Source organism: Pseudonocardia wallangbongensis, assembly GCF_054486945.1.
Map to the genome: position 1 here is coordinate 473,414 of NZ_JBRERS010000001.1, position 25,798 is coordinate 499,211.

At 73.7% G+C, this 25,798-nt stretch carries 23 protein-coding genes; 17 read left to right on the forward strand and 6 right to left on the reverse strand.

All coding sequences use genetic code 11. The annotated features are described in order from the left end of the window. The first annotated feature begins 16 nt into the window (after positions 1 to 16). From ACU436_RS02340 to ACU436_RS02365, 6 genes are all read left to right on the forward strand, one after another. Positions 17 to 2,743 carry a cation-translocating P-type ATPase gene (locus ACU436_RS02340; protein ID WP_459021083.1) on the forward strand — a complete coding sequence of 909 codons (2,727 nt, stop codon included), beginning with the start codon at positions 17 to 19 and terminating at the stop codon, positions 2,741 to 2,743. After that, entirely contained in the window at positions 2,740 to 4,515 is a 1,776-nt protein-coding gene (locus tag ACU436_RS02345) for a SulP family inorganic anion transporter (RefSeq protein ID WP_459021085.1), read from the forward strand. The genes ACU436_RS02340 and ACU436_RS02345 overlap by 4 nt, the downstream gene beginning before the upstream one ends. A 79-nt stretch (positions 4,516 to 4,594) precedes the next feature. Continuing rightward, positions 4,595 to 5,029 carry a hypothetical protein gene (locus tag ACU436_RS02350; RefSeq protein WP_459021087.1) on the forward strand — a complete coding sequence of 145 codons (435 nt, stop codon included), beginning with the start codon at positions 4,595 to 4,597 and terminating at the stop codon, positions 5,027 to 5,029. Positions 5,030 to 5,150: 121 nt separating this feature from the next. Further along, entirely contained in the window at positions 5,151 to 5,690 is a 540-nt protein-coding gene (locus ACU436_RS02355; protein WP_459021089.1) for a hypothetical protein, read from the forward strand. 29 nt (positions 5,691 to 5,719) lie between these two features. Next, on the forward strand, positions 5,720 to 7,330 hold the full coding sequence (locus tag ACU436_RS02360; RefSeq protein ID WP_459021091.1) for a SagB/ThcOx family dehydrogenase: 1,611 nt from the start codon (positions 5,720 to 5,722) through the stop codon (positions 7,328 to 7,330). 2 nt (positions 7,331 to 7,332) lie between these two features. Then, positions 7,333 to 8,496, forward strand: a complete 1,164-nt coding sequence (locus ACU436_RS02365; protein WP_459021093.1) for a cytochrome P450 — start codon at positions 7,333 to 7,335, stop codon at positions 8,494 to 8,496. On the opposite strand, the gene ACU436_RS02370 is transcribed toward ACU436_RS02365, so the two are convergent. From ACU436_RS02370 to ACU436_RS02385, 4 genes are read right to left on the reverse strand one after another with little or no spacing between them, the layout of a single operon-like run. Continuing rightward, positions 8,457 to 9,575 (reverse strand): ROK family transcriptional regulator, encoded by a 1,119-nt coding sequence (locus tag ACU436_RS02370; protein ID WP_459021096.1) that lies wholly within the window; start codon positions 9,573 to 9,575, stop codon positions 8,457 to 8,459. The two genes, ACU436_RS02365 and ACU436_RS02370, sit on opposite strands and share 40 nt — an antisense overlap. 3 nt (positions 9,576 to 9,578) lie before the next feature. Beyond that, a complete protein-coding gene (locus ACU436_RS02375) occupies positions 9,579 to 10,010 on the reverse strand; it encodes a Rieske (2Fe-2S) protein (RefSeq protein WP_459021098.1) in 432 nt (143 codons plus the stop codon). After that, complete coding sequence (locus tag ACU436_RS02380; RefSeq protein WP_459021099.1) at positions 10,007 to 11,068, reverse strand: amidohydrolase family protein; 1,062 nt, start codon at positions 11,066 to 11,068, stop codon at positions 10,007 to 10,009. The genes ACU436_RS02375 and ACU436_RS02380 overlap by 4 nt, the downstream gene beginning before the upstream one ends. A gap of 5 nt (positions 11,069 to 11,073) precedes the next feature. Further along, on the reverse strand, positions 11,074 to 12,177 hold the full coding sequence (locus ACU436_RS02385) for an amidohydrolase family protein (protein WP_459021101.1): 1,104 nt from the start codon (positions 12,175 to 12,177) through the stop codon (positions 11,074 to 11,076). 118 nt (positions 12,178 to 12,295) lie between these two features. Between ACU436_RS02385 and ACU436_RS02390 the strand changes: the two genes are divergently transcribed. The 9 genes from ACU436_RS02390 to ACU436_RS02430 all read left to right on the forward strand — a co-directional run bounded on the left by ACU436_RS02390 (position 12,296) and on the right by ACU436_RS02430 (position 22,223). After that, positions 12,296 to 13,711 (forward strand): fumarylacetoacetate hydrolase family protein, encoded by a 1,416-nt coding sequence (locus ACU436_RS02390; protein WP_459021103.1) that lies wholly within the window; start codon positions 12,296 to 12,298, stop codon positions 13,709 to 13,711. Beyond that, on the forward strand, positions 13,708 to 14,370 hold the full coding sequence (locus tag ACU436_RS02395) for a GntR family transcriptional regulator (protein WP_459021105.1): 663 nt from the start codon (positions 13,708 to 13,710) through the stop codon (positions 14,368 to 14,370). The genes ACU436_RS02390 and ACU436_RS02395 overlap by 4 nt, the downstream gene beginning before the upstream one ends. Beyond that, entirely contained in the window at positions 14,367 to 15,299 is a 933-nt protein-coding gene (dapA, locus tag ACU436_RS02400; protein ID WP_459021107.1) for a 4-hydroxy-tetrahydrodipicolinate synthase, read from the forward strand. Before ACU436_RS02395 ends, dapA begins: the two co-directional genes overlap by 4 nt. Then, on the forward strand, positions 15,296 to 16,780 hold the full coding sequence (gene hpaE, locus ACU436_RS02405) for a 5-carboxymethyl-2-hydroxymuconate semialdehyde dehydrogenase (protein ID WP_459021109.1): 1,485 nt from the start codon (positions 15,296 to 15,298) through the stop codon (positions 16,778 to 16,780). The genes dapA and hpaE overlap by 4 nt, the downstream gene beginning before the upstream one ends. A 1-nt stretch (position 16,781) precedes the next feature. After that, complete coding sequence (gene hpaD, locus ACU436_RS02410) at positions 16,782 to 17,825, forward strand: 3,4-dihydroxyphenylacetate 2,3-dioxygenase (protein WP_459021110.1); 1,044 nt, start codon at positions 16,782 to 16,784, stop codon at positions 17,823 to 17,825. A 71-nt stretch (positions 17,826 to 17,896) separates the two neighbouring features. Then, on the forward strand, positions 17,897 to 18,769 hold the full coding sequence (locus ACU436_RS02415) for a methylenetetrahydrofolate reductase (protein ID WP_459021112.1): 873 nt from the start codon (positions 17,897 to 17,899) through the stop codon (positions 18,767 to 18,769). 21 nt (positions 18,770 to 18,790) lie between these two features. Beyond that, positions 18,791 to 20,269 (forward strand): aldehyde dehydrogenase, encoded by a 1,479-nt coding sequence (locus ACU436_RS02420; RefSeq protein WP_459021114.1) that lies wholly within the window; start codon positions 18,791 to 18,793, stop codon positions 20,267 to 20,269. A 343-nt stretch (positions 20,270 to 20,612) separates the two neighbouring features. Continuing rightward, positions 20,613 to 21,302: a DUF4230 domain-containing protein gene (locus ACU436_RS02425; protein WP_459021116.1), complete on the forward strand. Its 690-nt coding sequence runs from the start codon at positions 20,613 to 20,615 to the stop codon at positions 21,300 to 21,302. Between the two features lie 15 nt (positions 21,303 to 21,317). Then, positions 21,318 to 22,223 carry an alpha/beta hydrolase gene (locus ACU436_RS02430; protein WP_459021118.1) on the forward strand — a complete coding sequence of 302 codons (906 nt, stop codon included), beginning with the start codon at positions 21,318 to 21,320 and terminating at the stop codon, positions 22,221 to 22,223. Positions 22,224 to 22,238: 15 nt separating this feature from the next. On the opposite strand, the gene ACU436_RS02435 is transcribed toward ACU436_RS02430, so the two are convergent. Beyond that, the gene (locus ACU436_RS02435; RefSeq protein WP_459021120.1) at positions 22,239 to 22,730 is read right to left on the reverse strand and encodes a nitroreductase family deazaflavin-dependent oxidoreductase; all 492 of its coding nucleotides are present in this window, start codon (positions 22,728 to 22,730) and stop codon (positions 22,239 to 22,241) included. A 46-nt stretch (positions 22,731 to 22,776) separates the two neighbouring features. Here ACU436_RS02435 and ACU436_RS02440 point away from each other — a divergent pair, with 46 nt between their 5' ends. Both ACU436_RS02440 and ACU436_RS02445 read left to right on the forward strand, forming a co-directional pair. Then, the gene (locus ACU436_RS02440; RefSeq protein WP_459021122.1) at positions 22,777 to 23,367 is read left to right on the forward strand and encodes an RNA polymerase sigma factor; all 591 of its coding nucleotides are present in this window, start codon (positions 22,777 to 22,779) and stop codon (positions 23,365 to 23,367) included. Beyond that, positions 23,364 to 24,560, forward strand: a complete 1,197-nt coding sequence (locus tag ACU436_RS02445) for a protein kinase family protein (RefSeq protein ID WP_459021124.1) — start codon at positions 23,364 to 23,366, stop codon at positions 24,558 to 24,560. Before ACU436_RS02440 ends, ACU436_RS02445 begins: the two co-directional genes overlap by 4 nt. A gap of 5 nt (positions 24,561 to 24,565) precedes the next feature. On the opposite strand, the gene ACU436_RS02450 is transcribed toward ACU436_RS02445, so the two are convergent. Next, positions 24,566 to 25,774 carry an MFS transporter gene (locus tag ACU436_RS02450; RefSeq protein WP_459021126.1) on the reverse strand — a complete coding sequence of 403 codons (1,209 nt, stop codon included), beginning with the start codon at positions 25,772 to 25,774 and terminating at the stop codon, positions 24,566 to 24,568. Between the last annotated feature and the right edge of the window lie 24 nt (positions 25,775 to 25,798).

Genomic DNA, 25,798 nt, shown 5'->3' on the forward strand with positions numbered 1-25,798 from the left:
CGATCGGAGGCCTGCGGTGCAGACCAGCCGGACGTCACCGGTGGCCGACCTGCCGGACGAGGAGTGGTACGGACGGTCCGCCGACGAGGTGACGCGCACGCTCGGGGTCGCCCCGGACACCGGCCTGTCCGCGGCGACCGCGGCGGAGCGGCTGCGGGCGAACGGTCCCAACGCGTTGCCCGAGGAGCGGGCGAAGCCGGGTTGGCAGCGCTTCCTCGACCAGTACCGCAGCTACATGCAGATCATCCTGCTCGCCGCGGCCGTCGTGTCGGTGCTTGTCGGCGAATGGGGCACCGCTGCCCTGCTGGTGGTGCTGACGGTGCTGAACGCCGTCATCGGCCTCCGGCAGGAGGGCAAGGCCGAGAGCGCCATGAACGCCCTCAAGTCGCTCATGAAGGCGACCGCGAAGGTGCGGCGGGGCGGCCAGGTGCGGGAGATCCCGGCCGAGGAGGTCGTCGTCGGCGACGTCGTGCTGATCGCCGCGGGGGACCAGGTGCCGGCCGACGGACGCCTCGTCGACGCCGTCGCCCTGCAGATCGACGAGTCGGCGCTGACCGGGGAGAGCACGCCCGCCGCGAAGGTCACGCGCACCGTCGACGGCCGCCGTCTCGGCCCCGGCGACCAGCCGAACATGGCGTTCATGAACACGCCCGTCACGCACGGGAGCGGGGTCCTGCTCGTCACCGGCACCGGTGCGGGCACGCAGCTCGGCCGGATCTCGGCGATGCTCACGGCGACGGCCCGGGAGAAGTCGCCGCTCACGCGGGAGCTGGACCGCCTGACGCTGTGGATCGCCGGGGCGGCCGGCCTCACGATGGTGGTGATGTTCGCGCTGGGCCGCAGCCGCGGCGAGGCGTGGGACGTGCTGTTCATCAGTGCGGTCGCCCTCGCCGTCGCGGCCATCCCGGAGGCGCTGCCCACCGTGACCCAGTGGATCCTCTCCGTCGGCGGCGTCGACCTGGCCCGGCGCAACGCCATCGTCAAGGAGCTCCCGTCGGTGGAGACGCTCGCGTTCACGTCCGCGATCAACTCCGACAAGACCGGCACCCTGACGATGAACCAGATGACGGCCGTGGAGGTCGTCACCGCGGGCGACCGCTACACCATCTCCGGCGGGGGCTACGACCTGGCGGGAAAGGTGCACCACGCGGCGGGATCGGCGCCGTCGATCGAGGATGCGATCCTGCCCTACGTCGTCGCGAGCGACGCGCGGCTGGTCGACGAGCGGGTCGTCGGCGACCCCACCGAGGGCGCCCTGCTCGTGCTCGGCCACAAGGCCGGGCTCGACGTCGACGCCACCCGCGAGCGGTTGCCCCGGCTCGCGACGCTGCCCTTCGACCCGGCCTACAAGCTCATGGCCACCTTCCACTCCGCCACCGACGCGGACGGGCGGCCCGTCGTCCGCCTCTTCGTCAAGGGCGCGGCTCCCGCGGTCATGGAGCGGGCGGCCACCGCGCTCACCCCGGGCGGCACCATCCCGTGGGACGGCGGGCTCGAGGCGCGGATGACGGCGCACATGCAGCGCATGGAGCACGCGGGGCGCCGCGTGATGGCCGCCGCGATCCGCGACCTCGACCCCGCATCGTTCGACCCCGCAGGTGATCTCCTCGCGCTCGTCGACGGCGTCGGGATCACGAGCCTGGCCGGCATGGTCGACCCGCCCCGGGCCGAGTCGAAGGCGGCCGTCGCCGACGCGCAGGCCGCCCACATCCGCGTCCGGATGGTCACCGGCGACGACGTCACCACCGGGGCCGCGATCGCCGAGCAGCTCGGGATCCCGGGCACCGCCATCCTCGGGGCCGACTTCGCAGCCCTGCCGGAGCACGTCCGGCTCGCCCGCATCGACGAGATCGGCGTGGTCGGCCGGGTCGCACCCGAGCACAAAGTGCTGCTGGTGGAGACGTTGAAGGCGAAGGGCGACGTGATCGCCATGACCGGGGACGGGGTCAACGACGCCCCGGCGATCAAGGCGGCCGACATCGGCATCGCGATGGGCTCGGGCACCGAGGTGGCCAAGAACGCGGGCCGGATGGTGCTCTCCGACGACAACTTCGCCACGATCGTCTTCGCCGTCGAGCAGGGCCGGAAGATCTACGACAACCTCACGAAGTACATCCGGTTCGTGCTGGTCCTGCTCGTCGTGTTCGTCCTGACGTTCCTCGGGGCCAGCGTGTTCGGCATCGCCGACGGCGAACCCTTCAACCCGGCCCAGGTCCTCTGGATCCACTTCTTCGTCAACGCCGCGTTCGGGGCGGCCCTCGGGTTCGACCGGGAGACCCCCGGCCTGATGGGGCTCCAGCCACGACCGCGCGGCCAGTCGGTGCTCACCACCGACCTCGTCGTCACCGTCGCGCTCGTCGGCGTGTACATGAGCGCCTGCCTGCTGGGGCTGATCGTCACCGCCACGACCGTCTTCGGTGACCTCGAGATCGGGCGTTCCATCGCGTTCACGTCCTTCGCGTTGTGCCTGATCGTCGCCGCGCTCGAGTGCCGCAGTGCCACCGGGACGGTGCTGACGATCTCCACCTTCGACAGCAAGCAGATGAACTGGGCCGTCGTCGGCGAGTTCGGGCTCGCGGTGCTGGTCACGCAGATGGACGTCTTCCAGCGGCTGCTCGGCACCGTCGAGATCGACACGGTGCAGTTCCTGTGGGCGACGGTGCCGGCGATCGGGCTGCTGGTCGTCTGGGAGCTCGGCAAGCTCACCGCCCGCACGGTGCCCGGGCAGGCTCCCGTGTCGTGACCGCGAAGGCGACGGACCCCGGATGGGGCGGGCGGCTGTCCGCCGCCGCGCCGGGGCTCGCCGCGCTGACCTCGTACCGGGCGCGCTGGCTCCCGAAGGACGTGACGGCGGGACTGGTCCTCACCGCCCTGCTCGTGCCGCAGGGGATGGCCTACGCCGAGCTCGCCGGCCTGCCGGCGATCACCGGGCTCTACACGTCGATCCTCTGCCTCGTGGGCTACGCGGTCTTCGGGCCGTCGCGGATCCTGGTGCTGGGCCCGGACTCCTCGCTCGGCCCGATGATCGCGGCCACGATCCTGCCGCTGGTCGCCGCGAACGGCGACCCGGCCCGGGCGGTGGCGCTCGCGTCCGCGCTCGCCCTCCTCTCGGGCGCGATCACCGTGCTCGCGGGTGTCTGCGGGCTCGGCTTCGTGGCCGACCTCATCTCGAAGCCGACGATGATCGGCTACATGAACGGCCTGGCCCTCACGATCATCGTCGGCCAGCTCCCGAAGCTCTTCGGCTTCTCGGTGGACGCCTCCGGCTTCCTGGGCGAGGCGGCGGGCTTCGCGCGCGCGGTCGCGGAGGGAGCCACGGTCCCGGCCGCGCTGGCGGTGGGCGGCCTCGGGCTGGTGGCGATCGTGGCGTTGCAACGGACGCTGCCGAAGGTGCCGGCGGTCCTCGTCGTGGTCGTGCTCTCGATCGTCGCCACCGCGGCACTCGGCCTCGGCGCGCACGGGGTCGACGTCGTCGGCGAGCTGCCCCGGGGTTTCCCGCCGCTCACGATCCCGAGCATCGGGCTGTCCGACCTCGCGCTGCTGCTGGCCGGCGCGCTGGGCATCGCGGTGGTGTCGCTGGCCGACACGATCTCGACGTCGTCGGCCTTCGCGGCCCGCGCCGGTCGCACGGTCGACGGCCCCCGCGAGATGACGGGCATCGGAGCGGCGAACATCGCGGCCGGCCTGTTCCAGGGCTTCCCCGTCAGCACCAGCGGCTCGCGGACGGCCGTCGCCGAGCAGGCCGGCGCGAAGACCCAGGTCACCGGGCTCGTCGGCGCCGCGGCGATCACCCTGATCCTGCTGCTCGTCCCGGGCCTGCTGCGCGACCTGCCGCAGCCGACGCTCGCCGCCGTGGTGATCGCCGCGTCGTTCTCGCTCGCCGACCTGCCCGGGACGATCCGCCTCTTCCGGGTCCGGCGCACCGAGTTCACGCTGTCGGTCGCGGCGTTCCTCGGGGTCGTGCTGCTCGGGGTGCTCCCCGGCATCGCGCTGGCCGTGGCGCTGTCGATCGGCAACGTCTTCCGGCGCGCCTGGTGGCCGTACCAGGCCGTGCTGGGGCGGGTCCCGGGCCTGCCCGGGTTCCACGACGTGCGCAGCCACCCCCACGCCGAGCGGCTCCCCGGCTGTGTCGTCTTCCGGTTCGACGCCCCGGTGTTCTTCGCCAACGCCCGCACGTTCCGGGAGCAGGTCACCGAGCTCTCCCGGTCGGATCCGCGCCCGAAGTGGGTGATCGTCGCCGCCGAACCGATCACGGACGTCGACACGACGGCGGCCGACATGCTCCACGAGCTCGACGTCGCGCTCAACGCCAACGGCGCGCACCTCGTGTTCGCCGAGCTGAAGGACCCCGTGCGGGAGAAGATCGAGCGCTACGAGCTCACCCGCACGATCGATCCGGCGCACTTCTTCCCCACGGTCGAGGCGGCCGTCGCGGCGTTCCGCGCCATGACCGGCGCCGGCTGGGCACCCGCCGAGAGCACGGCCGAGGAGCCCGATCGGGGCGGGGCGGGGTGACGGCTTCGCCTGGTCCGGGTGAAGCACCGCGGCCGCCGCCCGCCCAGACTCCCCGCACCGACCAGGAGCGGAGGCCGCGATGGGAGCCGAGCGCGAGCGGGTGCAGTCCTTCGGCCGTCCCGGGAGCGGCTGGTACGACTGGGGGCCCTACCTCAGCGAACGGCAGTGGGGCACGGTCCGAGAGGACTACAGCCCGGACGGGGAGGCGTGGGGCTACCTGTCCCACGACCGGGCCCGTTCGCAGGCCTACCGCTGGGGCGAGGACGGGCTCGCCGGCTTCTCCGACTCCGAGCAGCGGCTGTGCCTCGCGCTCGCGCTGTGGAACGGCCGGGACCCCATCCTCAAGGAGCGCGCGTACGGGCTGACCGGTGGCGAGGGCAACCACGGCGAGGACGTCAAGATCGACACGTTCGACCCGCGAACCGGCACCGACCGCGACGAGCGCACGGCCGGGGATACGGTCACGGCGGGCCCGCGTTCGATCACCGTGCTGAGCGGCCCCCCTTCGACCTGACCAGCTCGGCGTCGAGGGTGAGCGCGGCGTCGATGAGCGCCGAGGATCGCCCGCTCGACGCCTCCGCGCCTCACCCGGTGCGGGTGGTGTGCCGGGAGCCCGCGGCCGGGACGGTGCCGGCGTGACGGAGCCCCACTCCCGGTCCCGCCACCGGCGCGGCAACCGGATCACCCGCCTGCTGCGCTGGGAGCACGGGGAGTGGTCGGACGACCGCGAGCTCGCCCACGCGATCCACGGGACCGTCGTCGGCGCGGCCGCCATGACCGCGGCCAGCGTGCACGGCTCGTTGGGCGAGGTCGTGGTGACCGTCCTCGTGACGGTGTTCGTCTACTGGACGGCCGAGCGGTACGCCCGCGTGCTGGGCGTGGCCGTCAAGGGCCCATCGCGGCTGGCCAGGGTGGCGGAGGTGCTCCGGCACGGCTGGCCGATGGTCGAGGCCGCCTACTCCCCGCTCGTGGTCCTGGTCGTCGTCGAGCTCGTCACCGGCAACCTGCGGGCCGGGGTCCTCACCGCGCTCGTCGTGGCCACGGTGCTGCTCGGGGGCCTGGGGCACTTCGCCGCCCGGCGGGCGGGCACGTCGCCGGCCGCGGCGATCGGGTGGGGCGCGGCCAGCGCCGCGCTCGGCGTCGTGATCATCCTGCTGAAGCTCTCACTGCACTGAGCCGCCCCATCGGCGGCAGACTGGGCGAGGTGCACGCAGCCCAGTTCCACGACCTCACGAAGTACTACTCCTTGAGCGACACCGAGCCGGGCGACGCGCGCATCGGCATCGGCGACCCGGCCACCCGCACCGAGGCGATCTGGCAGAAGGACTGGGCCATCAAGCCCTCGCTGTACAAGGTCTACGAGACACCGCCGCCGATCGAGCTCACGCGCGACCTGCCCGACACGGGTACCCCCGCGCTCGAGGCCATCGCCGCGACCGGGGCGGAGGCGCCGGCCGTCGTGCCCGACCGGGCGCTGCTCGGCCGGCTCGGCCTGCTGACGAACGGCTCGCTCGACCGCACCCTGACCACGCGCGACGGCCGCGTGCACCATCCCTACCCGCCCCGGGCCTCCTCCGTCGGCCCTTCCATCCCCCAGTACCGCACGGCCGGCGGCACCGGCGCGCTCTACCACCTCGAGCTCTACTTCGTCTGCGCCGACCTCCCCGACCTCGACGCCGGCGTGTACCACTACTCCGCGATCGACCACAGCCTGCGGCTGCTGCGCGCGGGCGACTTCCGGGCCGCGCTCGCCGCCGCCACCGGGGACGGGCCGTCGATCGCCGCCGCGCCCGTCGTCATGGCGATGACGAGCACGTTCTGGCGCAACGCGTGGCGCTACCGCGAACGCGCCTACCGGCACGCGTACTGGGACGCCGGCACGTCGCTCTCGCACATCCTCGCGGTCGCGGCGTCGGCGCACGTCGGCACGGAGCTCGTGTTCTCCTACGCCGACGCGGCCGTCAACGAGGTGCTCGACGTCGACGGGCGGCGCGAGAGCACGGTGGCGCTGGTCGCGCTGGGCCACACCGACGCCGCCCCGCCGGCCGCACCGGAGCTCGGTCGGCTCGACCTCCCCACGACCCGCCTGTCGCCCGCGGAGGTGACGTTCCACGCGCTCACCGACATGCACCTCGCGTCGTGCATCGGCACCGGCGCGGACGCCGCCGCGTGGCGGGCCCGCCGGTGGCGCCGGCCCGCGCCGGAGCCCCGCGGCGAGCTGACCGAGCTGCGGCCCCTCCCCGCCGACCGGCTCGATCCACGGCCCGCGGAGCAGCTGATCTTCCGCCGCCGCTCGACCCGGAACTACGACACCGACGCCGAGATCCCGTTCGACGCGTTCTCCACGCTGCTGGACCGGTCGACGCGCGGTGTGGCGTCCGACGTGCTCACGCCCGGGGCGCCACTCACCGACCTCTACCTGATCGTCAACGCCGTCGAGGGGCTGGCGCCCGGCGTCTACCTGCACCACCCGCAACGGGGTGCGGTCGAGCTGATCCGCGCGGGCACGTTCCGCGACGAGGCCACCCGCATCGCGGCGAACCAGCGGTACGCGGGCGACGCCCACGTGAACCTCTACTACCTCGCGCACCTGCCGTCGATCCTCGATCGCTACGGCGACCGCGGCTACCGCCTCGCCCAGCTCGAAGGCGCCCTGCACGCGGGCAAGCTGCACCTCGGCACGCACGCGCTGGGGCTGGGCGCGGTGGGCTCGACGTCGTTCGACGACGAGGTGGTCGGCTTCTTCTCCCCGCACGCGGCGGGCAAGGACTACATGTTCGTCACGGTCTTCGGCAAGCGGCGGCGCAAGGGGTGATCGTGGACCTCGCCGAGCTCACCGCGAACCCCCATCCCGCGCTCGCCCGGCTGCGCGCCACCGAACCGGTCGCGTGGGTGCCCGAGCTCGACCGCTGGCTCGTCACCGGCCGCGACGCCGCGCTGCGCGTGCTGCGCGACCCGGGCGCGTTCACCGTGGACGACCCGCGGTTCTCCACCGCGCAGGTGGTGGGGCCCAGCATGCTGTCCCTCGACGGGCCCGAGCACGGCGCGGCGCGCAAGCCGTTCGCGGGCCCGTTCCGGCCGGCCGAGGTGGCACACCGCTTCACCCCGCGGATCACCGAGCTCGCCGCCGACCTGGTGGCCGGCATCCGCCCGGCGGGGCACGCCGAGCTGCGCGCGGGCTTCGCCGGGCCGCTCGCCGTGCGGGTGGTCGCCGAGACGCTGGGCATCCCGGACATCGACCCCACCACCCTCATGCGGTGGTACTCGACGTTCGTCGCGGCGGTGTCGGACGTGACCGCGGGCGGCCCGGTGCCGGCGGCGGCCTCCGCGGCGTTCGAGTCGCTCGCCGGGCACGTCCGTGCGGGAGTCGAGGGCAACGGGTCCCTGCTCGGCGAGGCCGTGGCGGGCGGCCTCGGGCCGGACGCGGCGGTGTCCAACGCGGCCGTCCTGCTGTTCGGCGGCATCGAGACCACCGAGGGCATGATCCTCAACCTGCTCTGGCACCTGCTGCGCGATCCCGCTCAGCTCGCTGCCGTGCGGGACGACCTCGACCTGCTGCCGAACGCCGTGGAGGAGTCGCTGCGGCTCGAACCCGCGGCCGCCGTCGTCGACCGGTACGCCACCCGCGACATCGAGGTGGCGGGCGCGGCGATCCGGCGGGGCGACCCGGTGAGCGTGTCGCTGGCGGGGGCCAACCGCGACCCCGCGACGTTCCCCGACCCGGACGCCTTCGACGTGCGCCGGGCCAATGCGCGCCAGCACCTCGCGTTCGCCCACGGCCCGCACTTCTGCCCCGCCATGGACCTCGCCCGGCTGGAGACGATGATCGGCGTCCGCACCGTGCTGGTCGAGCTCCCCGGCCTCGCGCTGGAACGCCCGGTCGCGCCGTCGGGCCTGGTGTTCCGCAAGCCGCAGACCCTGCCCGCCCGCTGGACGCCGGGTCAGGCCTGCAGCAGCGCGTCGATCGTCTCCGGGGCGTAGGCGCGGCGCATCACCAGGTCGGCGAGGCCGCGGGAGGCCGACGCCTCACCCCAGCCCGACGCCTCGATCCGCAGGCCCTCGGCCACCCGGTCCACGACGTCGCCCCGCACCCGCGCCCGCACCCCCTCGACCATCAACCGGCCGACGGCACCGCCGATGAGCAGCCGGCCCGGGTTGACGGTCGCCACGATCGCGGCGAGGGCGCGCCCGAGGTGGTTCGCCGCCGCGTCGCGCTCGGCGAGCGCGGCGGCGTCCCCGCCCTCGACGGCGGCGACCAGGTCGTCCAGGGACGGCAGGGCGAGGCGCTCCAGCATGCCGGCGCCCGAGCTGAACGCGGCGAGGCACCCGCGGCGCCCGCAGCGGCAACGCGGGCCGTCGGGGTCCACGAGGATGTGCCCGATGTCGCCGGCCACGCCCCGCGCGCCCTCCAGCACGTGGCCGTCCACCACGATCCCGCAGCTGATGCCGGTGGCGACCTTGGCGTAGACCATCGTCTCGTCGGGGACGCTCTCCCCCAGTGCCTCGGCACGGCCGTCGTTCTCCACGACCACCGGGACGCGGAAGCGCCGCCCGACCGCGGCCGGCACCGCGTCGGCCGGCCACGCGGCGATCGTCGTCGCCGCCCGGATCAGGCCGGTGCGCACGTCCACCGGGGCCGGCACCGCGACGCCGACCCCCGCGAGGACCTCACCGGAGGTGAGGAGCGCCGAGCCGATGTCCAGCAGCGGGTCCAGCACCTCGGCGGCGGGGCGGGCCAGCACGACGGGCGCGGTGCGGCTCCGCACCTCCCGCCCGCCCGTGTCGGTGACGGACACCCGCGCCACCGCCTGCCCGATCGCCACCGTGAGGACCACCCGGCCGCGGTCGTCGAAGCGGATCCGGCGCGACGGCCGGCCGCGCGCCGCGCCGAGCGGCTCTCCCTCGTAGATCACGCCGAGCGCGGCGAGCTCCTCGAGCCGGGAGTAGAGCGTGGAGCGCGCCATGCCGCTCCGGTCGAGCAGCTGCGCGCGGGAGAGCCCGCCGGTCTCCCGGATCAGCCGGAGGATCGAGCCCGCCGACGGCGCGGAGGTCGACGCCACGGCTCACACGTGCACGACGACGAGCTGCCGCTGCACCTCGACGTCGTAGCGCTCCGCGCGGTACGGCCCGGGCTCGTAGCCGGCGTCGGACAGGTCCGCATCGGCCGGCTCGACCGTCGCCTCGTAGGCACGGACGCGGGTGCGCGCCGGGTCGAACCACGAGCGCCCGGTGGCGATGTCGAACTCCCAGCCGTGCCAGGGGCAGCGCAGGATCTCGCCGGTCCGCAGGTAGGTGTACTCCCCCGGGGTGCTCGACGTGACCAGCCCGGTGAGCACCCCGTCGCACAGCCGCGCCCCGGAGTGCGGGCACTGGTTGCGCAGCGCGTAGTAGCGCCCGTCCACGTTGAAGACCCCGATCGACCGCCCGTCGATCTCGACGATCTTGCGCTCGCCCGGTCCGATCTCGTCGGTGGTGCCCACCACGTGCCCGGTCACCGGTCGAGCCCGTAGAGCGCCATGGCGTTGCCGCCGAAGATCCGCGCCCGCGTCTCGGGCGCCAGCTTCGCCTTGATCGCGCGGGCCGGGTCGTCGAAGTCCCAGTGCGGGTAGTCGGTGGAGAACAGGATCTTGTCCGTCCCGCCCATGTTCTCGAAGACGGCGAGCAGCTCCCGGGGGTCGGGCGGCTCCTCGATCGGCTGCGTCGTGAACCACATGTGGTCGCGCACGTACTCCGACGGCCGCCGGGTCAGGTGCGGGACCTCGTCGCGCAGGCGGGCCCAGTGCTTGTCCAGCCGCCACATCAGGGACGGCACCCAGCCGAAGCCGCCCTCGATGAGCACCACCTTCAGCGCCGGGAACCGCTCGAAGACGCCCTCGACGACGAGGCTGACGAGCTGGGCCTGGAAGGCCTGGGCCATCGCCGTGTGGTCCTCGATGTAGAACGACGGCCACCCCGAGCCGGTGAGCGGGTTGGCCCCGCCGCCGCCGAAGTGGATCCCCACGGGCAGGCCGGCCCGGACGGCGGCCTCGTAGATCGGCCAGTAGCGGCGCCGCCCGAGCGGCTCGTCGGTGCGGACGAGCAGCAGCACCTGGACGAAGCCGGGATGGGCGGCCGCCCGGTCGATCTCCTCGGCCGCGAGCGCAGGGTGCTCGTAGGGAACGACGATCCCGGCCCGCAACCGCGGCTCCTTCTCGAGCCACTCCTCGACCTGCCACTCGTTCACCGCCCGGCACAGCGCGGCCGCGTACTCCGGGTTCTGCTGCCGGCTGGCCTTGCTCAGGCAGTTGAGGATCCCGAAGCGGACGTCGTAGGCGTCCAGGAGCTGCTCGCGCATGAAGTCGAGGTCGCCGCCCGCCGGCAGCCCGGACGGCGGCCACGCGTCGGTGCGCGCCGCCCGCGGTGCGCCCTTCGGGTAGGAGGCGCCACCGTCGCCCCGGTTGCCGTAGGCGGTGTCGTACTCGCGCCACCGCCGCGGGAGGTACGGGTCGAGCGAGCCGGGCGCGAGCTCGTTGTGGATGTCGCAGTCGACGAGTGTCGGGCGCTCTCGGGACATGCGGATCACTCCCCGCTCAGGCGGTAGGTGTCGAGTGCGTTGCGCCCGAGGAACCGGGTCATGGCGTCGGTGGAGAGGCCGGTCGGCGCGGACCGGGCCGGGTCGTCGAACTGGTGGTGCGGGTAGTCGGTGGAGAACATGAGCATCCGGTCGCTCCCGAGCCGGTCGATGACCTCCAGGAGGCGACCCGGGTCGTCCGGCTCGTCGAGGGGCTGCGCCGTGAGCCGGACGGACTCCCGGATGATCTCGGACGGGAGCCGGTCGACCCACGGGATCTCCCGGCGCAGGCCCTTCCAGTTCTTGTCGAACCGCCACATGAGCGGAGGCAGCCAGGTGAACCCGGCCTCGATGAGCACGATCCGCAGGTCGGGGAACCGCACCAGGACACCCTCGCTCACCAGGCTCACCAGCTGCGCCTGGAACACCTGGGCGAGGAGGACGTACTCCTCGAGGTAGTAGCTCGGCGCCCCGACCGGCGTGATCGGGTTGCCGCTCGCGCCCCCCGCGTAGACGCCGACCGCCAGCCCGTGGCGCTGCGCGGCCTCGTAGATCGGCCAGTAGGTCCGGCTCCCCAGCGGCAGCCGCGCCCGCACCGGCATCAGGACCTGCACGAACTCCGGCAGGCCGCCGAGGCGGTCGATCTCCGTCGCCGCCCGCTGCGGGTCCTGGCCCGCCACGACGATCGACCCCCGCAGCCGGGGCTCGCCGGAGAGCCACTCGGCGCGCTGCCAGTCGTTGACGGCGCTCGCCATCGCGACGGCCCAGTCGGGGTTGTGGATGCCGTCGACGCCGTAGATGCAGTGCGTGATCGCGGCCCGCGGGCGCCACGGGTCGAGGAGCTGGGTGCGGAGCAGGTCCGGGTCGGAGCCGGGCGGCCCGTCCGCGGGGCGCGAGCCGGGGATCGCGGACAGCGGTGACCCCGGCGGGTAGAGGTCGGACTCGAGGCTCCCGATCCCGCTCTCGCGGATGTAGTCGCGCCACCGGGCGGGCAGGTGGGGCAGCAGCGCTCGGAGCGAGCGGGGCGTGATGTGCACGTCCGTGTCGACGAGATCGACGTCCGGCCATCCGGCGGGGCGCGCGTAGCGCACGGCACTGGCGATCTCCGTCATGCAACCCCCGCCGGTTCTGTCTTTTCATCGAACATAAATGGCGCCGACGACGGGTGTCAACGGGTCGCAATCTGATACAGAACGATATACGATCCCGTATCGGATGAGAGGAGCGCGCATGGACGCCGTCACCGAGGCCCTGGGGAGGCGACCCGGCAAGGTCGTGGCCGTCCACCTCAACTACCCCTCGCGCGCCGCCCAGCGCGGACGCACCCCGGCCGCGGCCTCGTACTTCCTGAAGCCCGCCTCCTCCCTCGCAGGCGGCGGCACCGTCGAACGGCCGCGGGGCACCGAACTGCTCGCGTTCGAGGGCGAGATCGCGCTCGTGATCGGCAAGCCGGCCCGGCACGTGCGGCCGGAGGACGGCTGGTCGCACGTGGGCTGGGTGACGGCGGCCAACGACCTGGGCCTCCAGGACCTGCGCACCGCCGACCGCGGCTCCAACGTGCGTTCCAAGGGCGGGGACGGCTACACCCCGCTCGGGCCCACACTGCTCCCAGCGGCCGAGCTGGACCCGGCGGGCCTGCGGATCCGCACCTGGCTCGACGGCGAGCCGGTGCAGGACGACACCAGCGCCGACCTGCTGTTCGACTTCGGGCACCTGGTCGCCGACCTGTCCCGCATGCTCACCCTCGAGGAGGGCGACGTCGTCCTCACCGGCACCCCGGCCGGGGCCTCGGTCGCCCAGCCGGGGCAGGTCGTCGAGGTCGAGGTCGGCCCGCTCGACGGGTCCCGCACCACCGGGCGGCTGCGGACGGAGATCGTCGACGGTCCCCCGCTGGCCGCCTGGGGCTCGCCCGCGCACGTCGACGACGCCGTCCGCGCCGACGCCTGGGGCAGCCCGCCCGCGTTCTCCGACGACCTGCGCGAGCGGCTGCACCGGGTCGCCGTCGCCACGCTGTCCGTCCAGCTGCGCAGGCGCGGGTTCGACGACGCGAGCATCGACGGCGTCCGGGCGCTGGTGCCCGGGCAGAAGCTCGTCGGCACCGCGCGCACGCTGCGCTTCGTCCCGTTCCGGCCCGACCTCTTCGCCTCGCACGGCGGCGGCTACAACGCGCAGAAGCGTGCCGTCGACTCCCTGCGCGAGGGCGAGGTGCTCGTCATGGAGGCCCGCCGGGATCCCACCGCGGGCACGCTCGGCGACATCCTCGCGCTGCGGGCCAAGGTGCGCGGGGCGGCCGGCATCATCACCGACGGCGCCGCCCGCGACGCCGCCGCCGTGGCCGCCACCGGCCTGCCCGTCTACACCTCCGGGCAGCACCCGGCCGTGCTCGGCCGCCGGCACGTGCCGTGGGACACCGACGTGACGATCGCCTGCGGTGGCGCCACCGTGCAGGTCGGGGACGTGATCGTGGCCGACGACGACGGCGCGGTCGTGATCCCGCCCGGCCTCGTCGGGGAGGTGCTCGCCGACGCCGAGCGGCAGGAGCGCGAGGAGGGGTGGATCGCCGACCGCGTCGGTGAGGGAGCCGGGCTGAAGGGCCTGTACCCGCTGTCCGGGCAGTGGCGGGAACGGTACGAGGAGTCGCGGTGACCGTCGGGACCACGGGGTCCGCCTCGAAGGTCGATCTCGCCCACGACCTCATCCGCAGCCGCATCCGCGACGGCGCCTACACCCCCGGCTACCGGCTCGTGCTCGGCACGCTCGCCAAGGAGCTGGGCGTCTCCACGGTGCCGGTGCGCGAGGCGGTGCGGCGGCTCGAGGCCGAGGGCCTCGTCGAGGTCGTCCGCAACGTCGGCGCCACCGTCCGGGGGCTCGACCCGGTGGAGTACCGCTGGGCGGTGGAGACGCTCGCCGTCGTCGAGGGTGCCGCCGCGGGCATGGCCGCCGCCCACCTGCCGCCCGAGGCCCTCGCCGAGGCGCGGCGGCTCAACGAGGCCATGCGGGCCGGCCTCGACGACCTCGACCCGCTTCGCCACAACCGGCTCAACCAGCAGTTCCACCGCGTGCTCACCGACCGGTGCCCGAACCCGCACCTCCTCGACCTCGTCGACCGCGGGTGGACGCGCGTGTCCGCCCTGCGCTCGTCGGTGTTCTCGTTCGTACCCGAGCGGGCGGCCGAGTCGGTGCGGGAGCACGACGCCCTGCTCGACCTCGTCGAGCGCGGGGCGCCGCCCGCGGAGATCGAGGCCGCCACCCGGGCCCACCGCGAGGCGACCGTACGCGCCGTTCTGCAGAGAGGACAGGCATGAGATTCCGCTCCGACCCGGCCCGGATCCGCGGCTCGATCGCGCCGCTGGTCACCCCGTTCACCGAGGCGGGCGACGTCGACCACGACGGCCTGCGCGGGCTCGTGCGCTGGCAGCTCGCGGCCGGCACGCACGGCATCTCCCTCGGCGGTTCGACCGGCGAGCCGTCGGCCCAGTCCGTCGCCGAGCGCGCGGAGGGGATCCGCACGGTCGCCGCCGAGATCGGCGACCGGGTGCCGTTCCTGCCCGGCACCGGCTCGGCCGGGCTCGCCGAGACCCTGGAGCTCACCGCGGCCGCCCGCGACGCCGGCGCCGACGCCGCACTCGTGATCACCCCGTACTACGCGCGGCCCACGCAGGAGGCGCTCTACGTGTGGTACTCGACGGTCGCCCGGGAGTTCCCGGACCTGCCGATCGTCGCCTACAACGTGCCGTCCCGGACGGCCGTGGAGATCACCCCGGAGACGGTCGGGAGGCTCTTCCGCGACCACGACAACTTCGTCGGGGTCAAGGAGACCACCAAGGACTTCGAGCACTTCTCCCGCGTGCTGCACGCCGCGGGCCCCGACCTGCTCGTCTGGTCGGGCATAGAACTGCTGTGCCTGCCGATCCTGCCGCTGGGCGGCGCCGGGTTCGTCTCGGCGCTGGCCAACATCGCGCCGGCCGCGGTCGCGCAGATGTACGACGCCGCCGTCGCGGGCGACGCGCAGGCGGCCCGCGAGATCCACTTCGGCGTGCACCCCCTGGTGGACCTGCTGTTCGTCGAGACCAACCCGGCGCCGGCGAAGTGGCTGATGATGCAGCGGGGGCTGATCGCGAGCGACCACGTCCGCCCGCCACTGATCCCGCTCACCGAGCCGGGCCGGGCGAAGGTACGTGCCCTCGCCGCGTCGGCGGAGCAGTACCTGACCCCCGTGGAGGTGCCGGCATGATCCCCGACGGCCTGCCCACCCACCTGCAGCACTTCATCGACGGCAAGCCGTGCGACTCGGTCGGCGGCGCCACGTTCGAGGTGCTCGACCCCGTCTCCAACCGCACCTACGCGACGGCCGCGGCGGGCCGGGCGGAGGACGTCGACGCCGCCGTGGCCGCCGCGCGGCGCGCCTTCACCGACGGGCCGTGGCCGGGCATGGCGCCGCGGGCCAGGGCGCGGGTGCTGAACCGGATCGCCGAGCTCGTGGAGTCCCGGGACGCCCGGCTCGCCGAGCTGGAGACCTTCGACACCGGGCTGCCGATCACCCAGGCGCTCGGCCAGGCGCAGCGGGCCGCGGAGAACTTCCGGTTCTTCGCCGACCTGGTCGTCGGCCAGACCGACGACGCCTACAAGGTGCCGGGCCGCCAGATCAACTACGTCAACCGCAAGCCGGTGGGCGTCGCGGGGCTGATCACGCCGTGGAACACCCCGTTCATGCTGGAGTCCTGGAAGCTCGCCCCCGCGCTCGCCGCGGGCTGCAGCGTCGTGCTCAAGCCCGCGGAGTTCACGCCGCTCTCGGCGAGCCTGTGGGGGGAGATCTTCACCGAGGCCGGGCTGCCCCCGGGCGTGTTCAACCTCGTCAACGGCATCGGCGAGGAGGCGGGCGCCGCGCTGGTGGCCCACCCCGGCGCGCGGCTGATCTCGTTCACCGGCGAGACCGCCACCGGCCGCACGATCTTCCGCGAGGCCGCCACGCACCTCAAGGGTCTCTCGATGGAGCTGGGCGGCAAGTCCCCGGTGGTGGTCTTCGCCGACGCCGACCTCGACGCGGCGCTCGACTCGGCGCTCTTCGGCGTGTTCTCCCTCAACGGCGAGCGCTGCACGGCGGGCTCCCGCATCCTCGTGCAGCGCGGCGTCTACGACGAGTTCGTGCAGCGGTACGCGGAGCGGGCGCGCGCCGTCGTCGTCGGCGACCCGCACGACCCGCGCACCGAGGTCGGCGCGCTGGTGCACCCCGAGCACTACGAGCGGGTGCTCGGGTACGTCGAGACCGGCAGGACGGAGGCCCGCCTGGTGGCGGGGGGCTCGCGCCCCGACCACCTCCCGGAGGGCAACTACCTCTCCCCCACCGTCTTCGCCGACGTGCCACCCACGGCGCGGATCTTCCAGGAAGAGATCTTCGGGCCGGTCGCCGCGCTCACCCCGTTCGACGACGAGGCGGACGCCATCGCGCTCGCCAACGACGTGCCGTACGGGCTCGCCGGCTACGTCTGGACGCGGGACCTCACCCGCGGCCACCGCGTCGCGCAGGCGATCGAGGCCGGCATGGTCTGGCTGAACTCGCACAACGTGCGCGACCTGCGCACCCCGTTCGGCGGCGTGAAGGCCTCCGGCGTCGGCCACGAGGGCGGGCACCGCTCGATCGACTTCTACACCGAGGAGCAGGCCGTGCACGTCACGCTCGGCGAGGTGCACACGCCGCGGTTCGGGAGGTCCTGACATGGGCACGCCGCCCGACATCCTCCGCTGCGCGTACGCCGAGCTGGTCGTCACCGACCTCGCCGCGGCCCGCTGGTTCTACGTCGACCTCCTCGGCCTCGTCGTCACCGCCGAGGATGCCGACGCGATCCACCTGCGCGCCTTCGAGGAGTACCTGCACCACTCGCTCGTGCTCCGCCGCGGCGACGTGGCCGCCTGCGCGCGGCTGGCCTACCGGGTGCGCTCGGCCGCCGAGGTGGACCGCGCCGAGGAGTACTACCGGGATATGGGCGTGCCCGTCGAGCGGGTGCCCGCCGGGGCCACCCGGGGCATCGGGGAGGCCGTCCGCATCGAGGACCCGCTCGGCTTTCCCGTGGAGTTCTTCCACGACGCCGAGCACGTCGAACGCCTCACCCAGCGCTACGACCTGCACGGCGCCGGGGCGATCAGCCGCCTCGACCACTTCAACGTCGTCACCCCCGACGTCCCCGCGGGCCAGCGCTACTACGAGGCCCTCGGCTTCCGCGTGTCCGAGGACATCGAGGACGCCGCGGGCACCGTGTACGCCACCTGGATGTTCCGCAAGCCGACCGTGCACGACATCGCGCTCACCGGCGGCGACGGCCCGCGGCTGCACCACATCGCCTTCGCCACGCACGAGCGCAGCCAGATCCTGCACATCTGCGACCACCTGGGCGCCGCCCGCCGCTCCGAGATGATCGAACGCGGCCCCGGCCGCCACGGCGTCTCCAACGCCTTCTACCTCTACCTGCGCGACCCCGACGGCCACCGCATCGAGATCTACACCCACGACTACTACACCGGCGACCCCGACAACCCCGTCGTCCGCTGGGACGTCCACGACAACCAGCGCCGCGACTGGTGGGGCAACCCCGTGGTCCCGTCCTGGTACGCCGAGGCGAGCCCGGTGCTCGACCTGGACGGCCGAGCCCGCCCCCTGACCGAACGGACGGAATCGCGCGAGGCGGATGTGACGGTAGGAGCGGACGGCTTCTCCTACACGAGGCCGGACGAGAAGGGCTTCAAACTGGGCAGCCAGGTGTAGGCCCGATCGCGTTGCTTTGACGGGACCTCAGATGGGAGGTTGGGGGCACCCCTCAGAGAGACGGAGTAGGCGTGCTGGCAAAGGCGCTCACCGACGGCTTCGCGATCACGGCCGAGTTCGGGCCACCCCTCGATCCCGATCCGGAGCGAATCCGCGTCGCGGCCGGTGCGCTCCGCGGGCGGGTGCACGCCGTGAACGTCACGGACAACCAGGCCGCCACGGTGAAGGTGTCGGCGCTGGCGGCGGCGGCCCTGCTCCTGGCGGAGGGCGTGGAGCCGATCCTGCAGATCACCGGGCGGGACCGCAACGCGATGGCGGCACAGAGCGACCTCCTCGGCGCCTGGGCGCTCGGCGTCCGCACCGTGATGGCGCTCAGCGGCGATCCGCTGAAGGTCGGCCGGTACGAGCCGCTCGCCACGCACGTGCGCGACCTCGACTCGCTCGGGATGATCCGGCTCCTCTCCGGCCTCAACGAGGGCGAGTTGCTCGCGGGGGAACGCCTCACGTCGGGGACGTCGTTCCGGATCGTCGGGGCGGCGAACCCGCTGGTCGACCCGGTGGAACGGCTGGAACGGAAGCTCGACGCCGGCCTGCACCTGTTCCAGACCAACATCGTCTACGACGTCGACCGGTTCGCCGCGTGGCTCGAACCGGTGGTGGCCGCCGGGATCACCGACCGGGCCCCGCTGCTCGTCGGCGTCACCCCGCCACGCAGCACCAGGATGCTGCAGCACATGCACGACAACATTCCCGGCGTGGAGGTCGACGAGGCGACGTTCGCGCGCATGCGGGGCCGCAGCGGCGACGCCGCCAAGGCCGAGGGGATCGCCATCGCCACCGAGATCGTGGGCCGCCTGCGGGACGTCCCCGGGGTCGGCGGCGTGCACGTCATGGCGCCCGGCTGGGAGACCGAGGCGGTCCCCGCAGTCGTCGACGCCCTGTAGACCACCGAGGAGGACCGCATCATGTCCGGCGAGCTCGAGCGATTCCGCATGGTCATCGGCGGGAAGGCCGTCGACGCCCTCTCGGGGCGCACCTTCGAGTCGCACAACCCGTACACCGGCCGGTCGTGGGCCGTCGTCCCGGACGGCGGCCCGGAGGACGTCGACGCCGCGGTGGCCGCCGCGCGCACCGCGCTGGACGGGGAGTGGGGCGGGCTGACCGGGTTCGCCCGGGCCGCGCTGATGCGCCGGCTCGGGGACCTGGTCGGCGAGAACGCCGAGCGGCTCGCCCGGCTGGAGGTCAACGACTCCGGCAAGCTGTACCGCGAGATGATCGGCCAGCTGACCGCGCTGGGCTCCTGGTACCACTACTTCGGCGGGCTGGCCGACAAGATCGAGGGCCGGCAGATCCCCTCGCCGAACCCGAACTACCTCGTCTACACCCGGCGCGAGCCGGTGGGGGTCGTCGCGGCGATCACGCCGTGGAACTCGCCGCTGCTGCTGATGACCTGGAAGCTCGCCCCGGCCCTCGCCGCGGGCTGCACGGTGGTGGTGAAGCCGTCGGAGCACTCACCCGTCTCCACGCTCGGATTCGCCGACCTGGTGGAGCAGGCCGGCTTCCCGCCCGGTGTGGTGAACGTCGTGACGGGGCTGTCCCGGGACACCGGCGCCGCCCTGGCGGCCCATCCGGGCGTGGACAAGGTCGCGTTCACCGGCTCCACGGCCACCGGGCGCGCCGTCGCGAAGGCCGCCGCCGAGAACATCAACAAGGTCACGCTGGAGCTGGGCGGCAAGTCCCCCCAGGTCGTGTTCCCCGACGCCGATCTCGCCGCGGCCGCCAACGGGATCGTGGCCGGCGTGTTCGCCGCCACCGGCCAGACCTGCATGGCCGGGTCCCGCCTGATCGTGCACGCCGACGTCCACGACGAGCTGGTGCGGCTGGTCGCCGCGCGGGCCGCCGCGATCAAGCTGGGCGACCCCAACGACCCCGACACCGAGATGGGGCCCGTGGCCAACCCGCCCCAGTACGACAAGGTCGTCGGCTACCTCGACACGGCCCGCTCCGAAGGGGCGGCGGTCGCCTGCGGGGGCGGCCCGGAGTCCGCGCTCGGCGGGCTGTTCGTCCAGCCGACGGTGCTCACCGGCGTCACGCCCGACTCCACCGTGTACCGGGAGGAGGTCTTCGGCCCGGTGCTCGCGGCCCTGACCTTCACCGACGAGGACGAGGCGATCAAGCTGGCCAACGACACCCCGTACGGGCTCGCCGGGGCGGTGTGGACCAAGGACGTCCACCGCGCGCACCGCGTCGCCGCCCGCATCAAGGCCGGCAGCGTGTGGATCAACGCCTACCGGGTCGTCGCCCCCAACGTGCCGTTCGGGGGGTTCAAGAGCTCCGGCCTCGGCCGGGAGAACGGGCTGCACGCCGTCGACGAGTACCTCCAGGAGAAGGCCGTCTGGGTCGAGCTCACCGGCGGCACCCGCGACCCCTTCACCCTGGGCTAGGTGTACCAGCGCCCGAGGGTCATACCAGCGACTCGACCCAGGCTTGATCAGCGGGATCAGGACATCACTCTTCGGGATCTCGCAACGATCAACACATCATGATCGGACCGACATCCGCCACAGCGCCCACCCAAGGGCAGCCACGCCCAGATGATCATGGAGAAGCCACCTCCGGTGGCGCCCGCGCGCCCTACCGGGCAGGCCGGGTCGGAGGTCCGATGCGCAGGAGCACCAGCGACGGCGTCCACCTGGCGCAGCGCGTCGCGGCAACCCCTTGACACACGCCGGTGACAGGGCGTGTCCTCGACGAGGACGACGAGCTCGACCCCGGAGAGAGTCGCACATGGCGCAGCAACTGCTCGAGCGCGGCACCAGGACGTGGTTCGGGCGGCTGCGGCGCCGCCGTCCACCACTCAAGCTCCTCGCGGCCGTCGCCGCGCTGGCGATCGCCGTGCCGCTCGGCCTGCAGACCGTGGGGATGTTCCCGGCCCTCTCCGACACGTTCGAGCCGCAGACCGTGGACCGGGGCCCGGCCCCGCTGATGGCCGCGCTGGCCGACATCTCCGAGTACCACGCCGCCACCGGAACGTTCCAGGTGCTCGTGGACATCGAACGCGACACCCCGCACGTCCCCGCCCTGATCAGCGGCGAGCGCACCACGATGTTCGCCACCGGCCACGTGGACGCCCTGGTCGATCTCTCCCGGCTCGGGCCGGAGCAGGTGTCCGCCGGCGGCGATGCCGCGGCCTTCACCCTTCCGGCCGCGCGGCTGGCGCCTGCCACCCTCGACCCGTCGGCGAGCCGGGTGGTCGGGCGCGAGCGGGGCATCGTCGAGCGCGTCGCGGGCGCCATCCAGAACGACCCCGTCGACGACGAGGAGCTCTACCAGCTGGCATCCCGGAAGCTGGACGAGACGGCGAGGCAGAGCGACCTCCTCGTCCGTGCCGAGACGAACACCCGCGACATGCTGACGTCGCTGGCGCGCTCGCTCGGGTACGAGCGGGTCACGGTGACGTTCGCCGATCCGAGCTGAGACCCAGGAGGGGCCATGGCGAGGCGCGACATCGCGTTCGACGCCGAAGGCGTCACGTTGCGCGGGTGGTTCCACCCGGCCGACGGTGCCTCCGGGCGCCGCCCCACGGTCGTGCTGGCCCACGGGTTCTCGGCGGTCAAGGAGATGTACCTCGACGCGTTCGGCGAGGTGTTCGCGGCCGCCGGGGTGAACGCGCTGGTCTTCGACAACCGCAACTTCGGCGCCAGCGACGGCGAACCGCGCCTGGAGATCGACCCGTGGCAGCAGGTGCGCGACTACCGCCACGCGATCACCTACGCCGGCACCCTGGACGAGGTCGACGGCTCGCGCATCGGTGTGTGGGGCTCGAGCTACTCGGGCGGCCACGTGCTCGTCGTCGGGGCGATCGACCGGCGGGTGAAGGCCGTTGCCGCCCAGGTCCCGTTGGTCAGCGGCTCGGCGAACGTCGCCGAGCTGGTGCGCTCGGACTTCCGCGCGGGCTTCCGCGAGCAGTTCGACGCCGACCGCGTTGCGCGCTTCGCCGGCGACCCGCCCGCGATGGTGCCCGTCGTGGCGGAGGACCCGCTCGCGCCGTCCGCCCTGCCGACTCCGGACTCGTGGGCCTGGTTCACCGAGACCGGCAAGACCCGGGCACCGTCGTGGCGGAACGAGGTGACCCTGCGCACCGTCGAGATGCTCGGCGAGTACGAGCCCGGCACCTACATCGGCCGGGTCTCACCGACACCCCTGCTCGTCGTCGTAGCCCGGGAGGACCACCTCACGCCCGCCCACCTCGCGATCGACGCCTACGAGCGGGCGCGCGAGCCCAAGAAGCTGGTGATCCTGCCCGGCGGCCACTTCGACGCCTACACCACGGGGTTCGACGCGGCGAGCGGCGCGGCCCGCGACTGGTTCGTCGAGCACCTCGCCGCGGGCACCTGACCGCGCGGCCCCGGGTCACCCTCCGGTCCCGGACGCCGCCGGCCGGAACGCGACGGCGTGGACGTCGCGGGCGAGGTCCGGCCATCGCGGGTCGTCGAGGTCGGCGGGGAAGCCGAGCAGGGGTGCCAGTCGCCGCCATGCCCGCGGGTGGGCCGTGCCGTAGGCGCGCAGGACGGCGATGGTGCCGGCGTCGTCGAGGAACCGGTGCTGCGGCTGCTCCCACCGCTGCCCGGCGATGCGGACCTCGAGTGCCGGCGCGGCACGGAGGTTCGCGTACCAGTCGGGGTTCTTCCCCCACGCCGCGACCACGACGACCTCCGGGACGGCCGCGTCGTAGCGCACCACCTCGACGACGACCTCCCGGCGCAGGCCGCTGCGGCGACCCGTGTGCGCCAGGTAGACGAGCCGGTGGCCCAGCAGCCGGCCGAACCCGGCCCGGTAGATCCAGATGGGTGCGCGCAGCAGCGCCTTGAGCACCCCGGTCGGTTTGTGACCGACGATCTTCATGTCATCCTCCGTGCAACGCGATGGCCGGTGCCGGCAATGATCGGGTATGACGACGAGTGAGGGGGCACCGCCGGCGACCGCGCCGCCGGGCGAGGACGTCGCGCTGTGGGCGGCGGCCCGGGACGGCGACCCCGATGCGTTCGCGCAGCTGTACCACCGCCACGCCGACCCGGTGTGGCGCCACGCCCACCGCTTGACCGGCTCCCCCACGGCGGCCGAGGACGTCCTCGCCGCGACGTTCCTGACCACGTGGCGGCGGCGCGCCGAGGTGCAGCTCGCCGGCGGCTCGGTGCGTCCGTGGCTGCTCGCGGTGGCCGGCAACGAGGCGCGCACGGAGTGGCGGCGGCGACACCGCGGGCTCCGGCTCCTCCGGCGGGTCGGCCCCGCCCCGCACGTGGACGACCACTCCGACGCCGTCGTGGCGTCGCTCGACGACCGCCGCCGCGTGCACCGGGTGCTCGCCGCCGTCGCGGCGCTGCCCGCCGGGCAGCGCGAGGCCGTCGCGCTGTGCCTGGTGGCCGACGTCCCGTACCCCGAGGCGGCTCAGGTGCTCGGGGTGCCCGAGGCGACGCTGCGCTCCCGCGTCCACCGCGCCCGCACGACCCTGCGCACGGTCCTGCCCGAGGAGGTTCGATGAACGAGTTGCAGCTCCCGCCCGCCCCGCCGCTGCCGGACGAGGTGCGCGAGCGCGTCCTGCGGACCGTTCTCGCCGGGACGAAAGCCCCCGGGCGGCGCTTCGCTCCCCTCGCCGCGGCGGTGGCCGCCGTGGTGGCGACGCTCGCGCTCACCACGTCGGTCGCACTGACCGGGGTCGGTGGGCCCGCCGCCCAGCAGGAGAACCTCGCTCCCCACGGTGACCCCGCGGTCGCCGAGGAGCTCGGCCGGTGCGTCGCGGCCGTGAACGGATCCGAGCTCCGCGAGCAGTACCCGCCGACCGCGGAGTGGCGCATCACCGGCGTGCTGCCCATGCCCAACGACATGATGAGCCGGGATGCTCCGGGCACCGTTCTGGTGATCAACGACTCGTTCGCCTGCCACGCGGACGACACCAACGTGTCCGTGAGCATGGTCGGCGGCCGGCCGGCGGGCGCGGTGCAGATAGCCCCGTTCGGGTTCCAGATCATCCTGTTCAACCCGCAGCGGATCGCGGTCGAGGTGGGCCTCTCCGGGGGGAGCACCGAGACGTCGGCGGCGCCGGTGCAGATCATCAGCCTCAGTCCCTACGCGCCGCGAGGATGGGCGCAGCGGATCGTCGTACCCGGGTCGTTCGACGGGCCGCCCCCCGAGCTCGAAAGCCCCCCGATCCAGGTTCGGGACCGGCCGAGGCCGGAGCCGTCACCGGAAGAGGTCCAGGAGGCGAGGGTGAGGGCGGAGCGGAGCGGAAGACTGACGGCCTGCCTCATGGACCAGCTCTCGTCCGAATCGCGGCGAACAGGCAAGCCCGACGAGACGGTCCTGGACCAGGATCCCATTGCAGGTGCGCCGGCCGCAGTCGTCGGCCGCGTCGCCGATACCCGGGCAGCGGTCTGCTACGCCGGTCCGGGCGAGGAGTCGATCGCCGCCGCAGGCGACCTCGACCCGGGCGAGACCTCGGAGGCCGCGATCGTCACCTCGCTGCGTCGTGACGGCCTGGTCGTCGCGCTCCTGACCGTCGGGCCCTTGGTCGACCGGGTCGAGATCGCCACGACGCCGCAGCCCGGCTCCAGCGGTTCGGGTGCGCGCTGCACCGTCAAGGACGGCCTGGCGCTCTGCATGCTGCGCGCCGACGGCCAGGTGGACGTGCGCACCACCGTTGGTGGTGGCACCCGGGACGTCCTGCCCATCCCGTGAGCACCTCACGCCCGGCCGGCGCCGTCACCGCAGCGCAGCCTCGTGGGGACCCGCGGCCGGCGCAGCACCAGGAACGCGACGGCACCCGCGGTCGTCACCGCGGCCAGCACGAAGAAGGCGGCCGGGTAACCGCCCGATCCGGCGGCGATCGCCGTGACGAGCAGCGGCCCGACCACCAGCCCGATCGAGACGAACCCCGCCGACCATCCCATGATCGTGCCGAAGGAGCCGACGCCGAAGTAGTCCGCGCGCATCGCGTTCATCACCGGCCCGCGCAGGCCCCAGGCGATCCCGTGCACGGTCGTCAGCACCATCATGAGCCAGAAGCCGGACGCCGTCGCGAACGCGACCAGCACGCCGGTCTGCACGACCATGCACCCCGCGGCGAGCATCCGCTTGTCGAGGCGATCGGCGACGACGCCGGTGACGACCTGGCCGAGCAGCTGCGCCGTCGACATCACCGCGACCGCGAGGCCTGCCGTCGCGAGCGGGATGCCGTGCTCGTGGGTCAGCAGCGGCACCAGGTGCAGGCTCACCGCGCTGATCGCGACCAACGCCGTGCCGTGCCCCACGACGAGCAGCCAGAACGCCGGTGTGCGCAGGGCGCTGCCCAGGTCGTGGTCGCCCGGGTCGGCGGGCGCCGTGCTCGACGCCGGCGGGGTCGCCACGACGGGCCGCGGGCGCCGGTCGGTGGGGAGGGCCGAGCTCGCCACCAGGCCCACCGCGAGGATCACCACGGCGACGCCGACGAACGTGGCGCGCCACCCGACCCCGGCCAGCGCCCACGTCACGAGCGGCACGGCCAGCCCGCCGAGCGCGATCCCGGTCGGGAGCAGACCCAGGGCCAGGGTGCGCCGCGCCGTCATGGTCTGCACCACCGCCACGGTCAGCGGTGTGACACCCGCCGCCGAGCAGCCGAGCGCGATCACGACGACCGCCCCGACGAAGTGCGGCGCGTCGGTGACCGCGGCGGCGAGGACGAAGCCGGCCGCCGTGACGACCGTTCCGGCCCGGGCGACCGCGCGCACCCCCACCCGGTCGCAGAACCAACCGGTGAGCGGCGCGAGGAAGCCGTTGCCGAGCTGGACGATCGCGTAGCCGAGCGCGATCACCCCCGCCGACCAGCCCGTGTCCGCCGTGATCACCACGAGGTAGGCGCCGAAGGCGCCGATGATCAGCCCGTTCTGGAGGGTGAGCAGGACCGACCCGCCCACCACGACCCACCAACCGCTGCGTGC

Excerpts from the sequence above, each read along its gene's own strand:
- ACU436_RS02440 (WP_459021122.1), top strand. The coding sequence starts at position 22,777 with ATGACGACGAGTGAGGGGGCACCGCCGGCGACCGCGCCGCCGGGCGAG.
- ACU436_RS02430 (WP_459021118.1), top strand. The coding sequence starts at position 21,318 with ATGGCGAGGCGCGACATCGCGTTCGACGCCGAAGGCGTCACGTTGCGC.
- ACU436_RS02385 (WP_459021101.1), bottom strand. The coding sequence starts at position 12,177 with ATGACGGAGATCGCCAGTGCCGTGCGCTACGCGCGCCCCGCCGGATGG.
- ACU436_RS02435 (WP_459021120.1), bottom strand. The coding sequence starts at position 22,730 with ATGAAGATCGTCGGTCACAAACCGACCGGGGTGCTCAAGGCGCTGCTG.
- ACU436_RS02350 (WP_459021087.1), top strand. The coding sequence starts at position 4,595 with ATGGGAGCCGAGCGCGAGCGGGTGCAGTCCTTCGGCCGTCCCGGGAGC.
- ACU436_RS02390 (WP_459021103.1), top strand. The coding sequence starts at position 12,296 with ATGGACGCCGTCACCGAGGCCCTGGGGAGGCGACCCGGCAAGGTCGTG.
- ACU436_RS02425 (WP_459021116.1), top strand. The coding sequence starts at position 20,613 with ATGGCGCAGCAACTGCTCGAGCGCGGCACCAGGACGTGGTTCGGGCGG.
- dapA (WP_459021107.1), top strand. The coding sequence starts at position 14,367 with ATGAGATTCCGCTCCGACCCGGCCCGGATCCGCGGCTCGATCGCGCCG.
- ACU436_RS02445 (WP_459021124.1), top strand. The coding sequence starts at position 23,364 with ATGAACGAGTTGCAGCTCCCGCCCGCCCCGCCGCTGCCGGACGAGGTG.
- ACU436_RS02380 (WP_459021099.1), bottom strand. The coding sequence starts at position 11,068 with ATGTCCCGAGAGCGCCCGACACTCGTCGACTGCGACATCCACAACGAG.
- hpaD (WP_459021110.1), top strand. The coding sequence starts at position 16,782 with ATGGGCACGCCGCCCGACATCCTCCGCTGCGCGTACGCCGAGCTGGTC.
- ACU436_RS02420 (WP_459021114.1), top strand. The coding sequence starts at position 18,791 with ATGTCCGGCGAGCTCGAGCGATTCCGCATGGTCATCGGCGGGAAGGCC.
- hpaE (WP_459021109.1), top strand. The coding sequence starts at position 15,296 with ATGATCCCCGACGGCCTGCCCACCCACCTGCAGCACTTCATCGACGGC.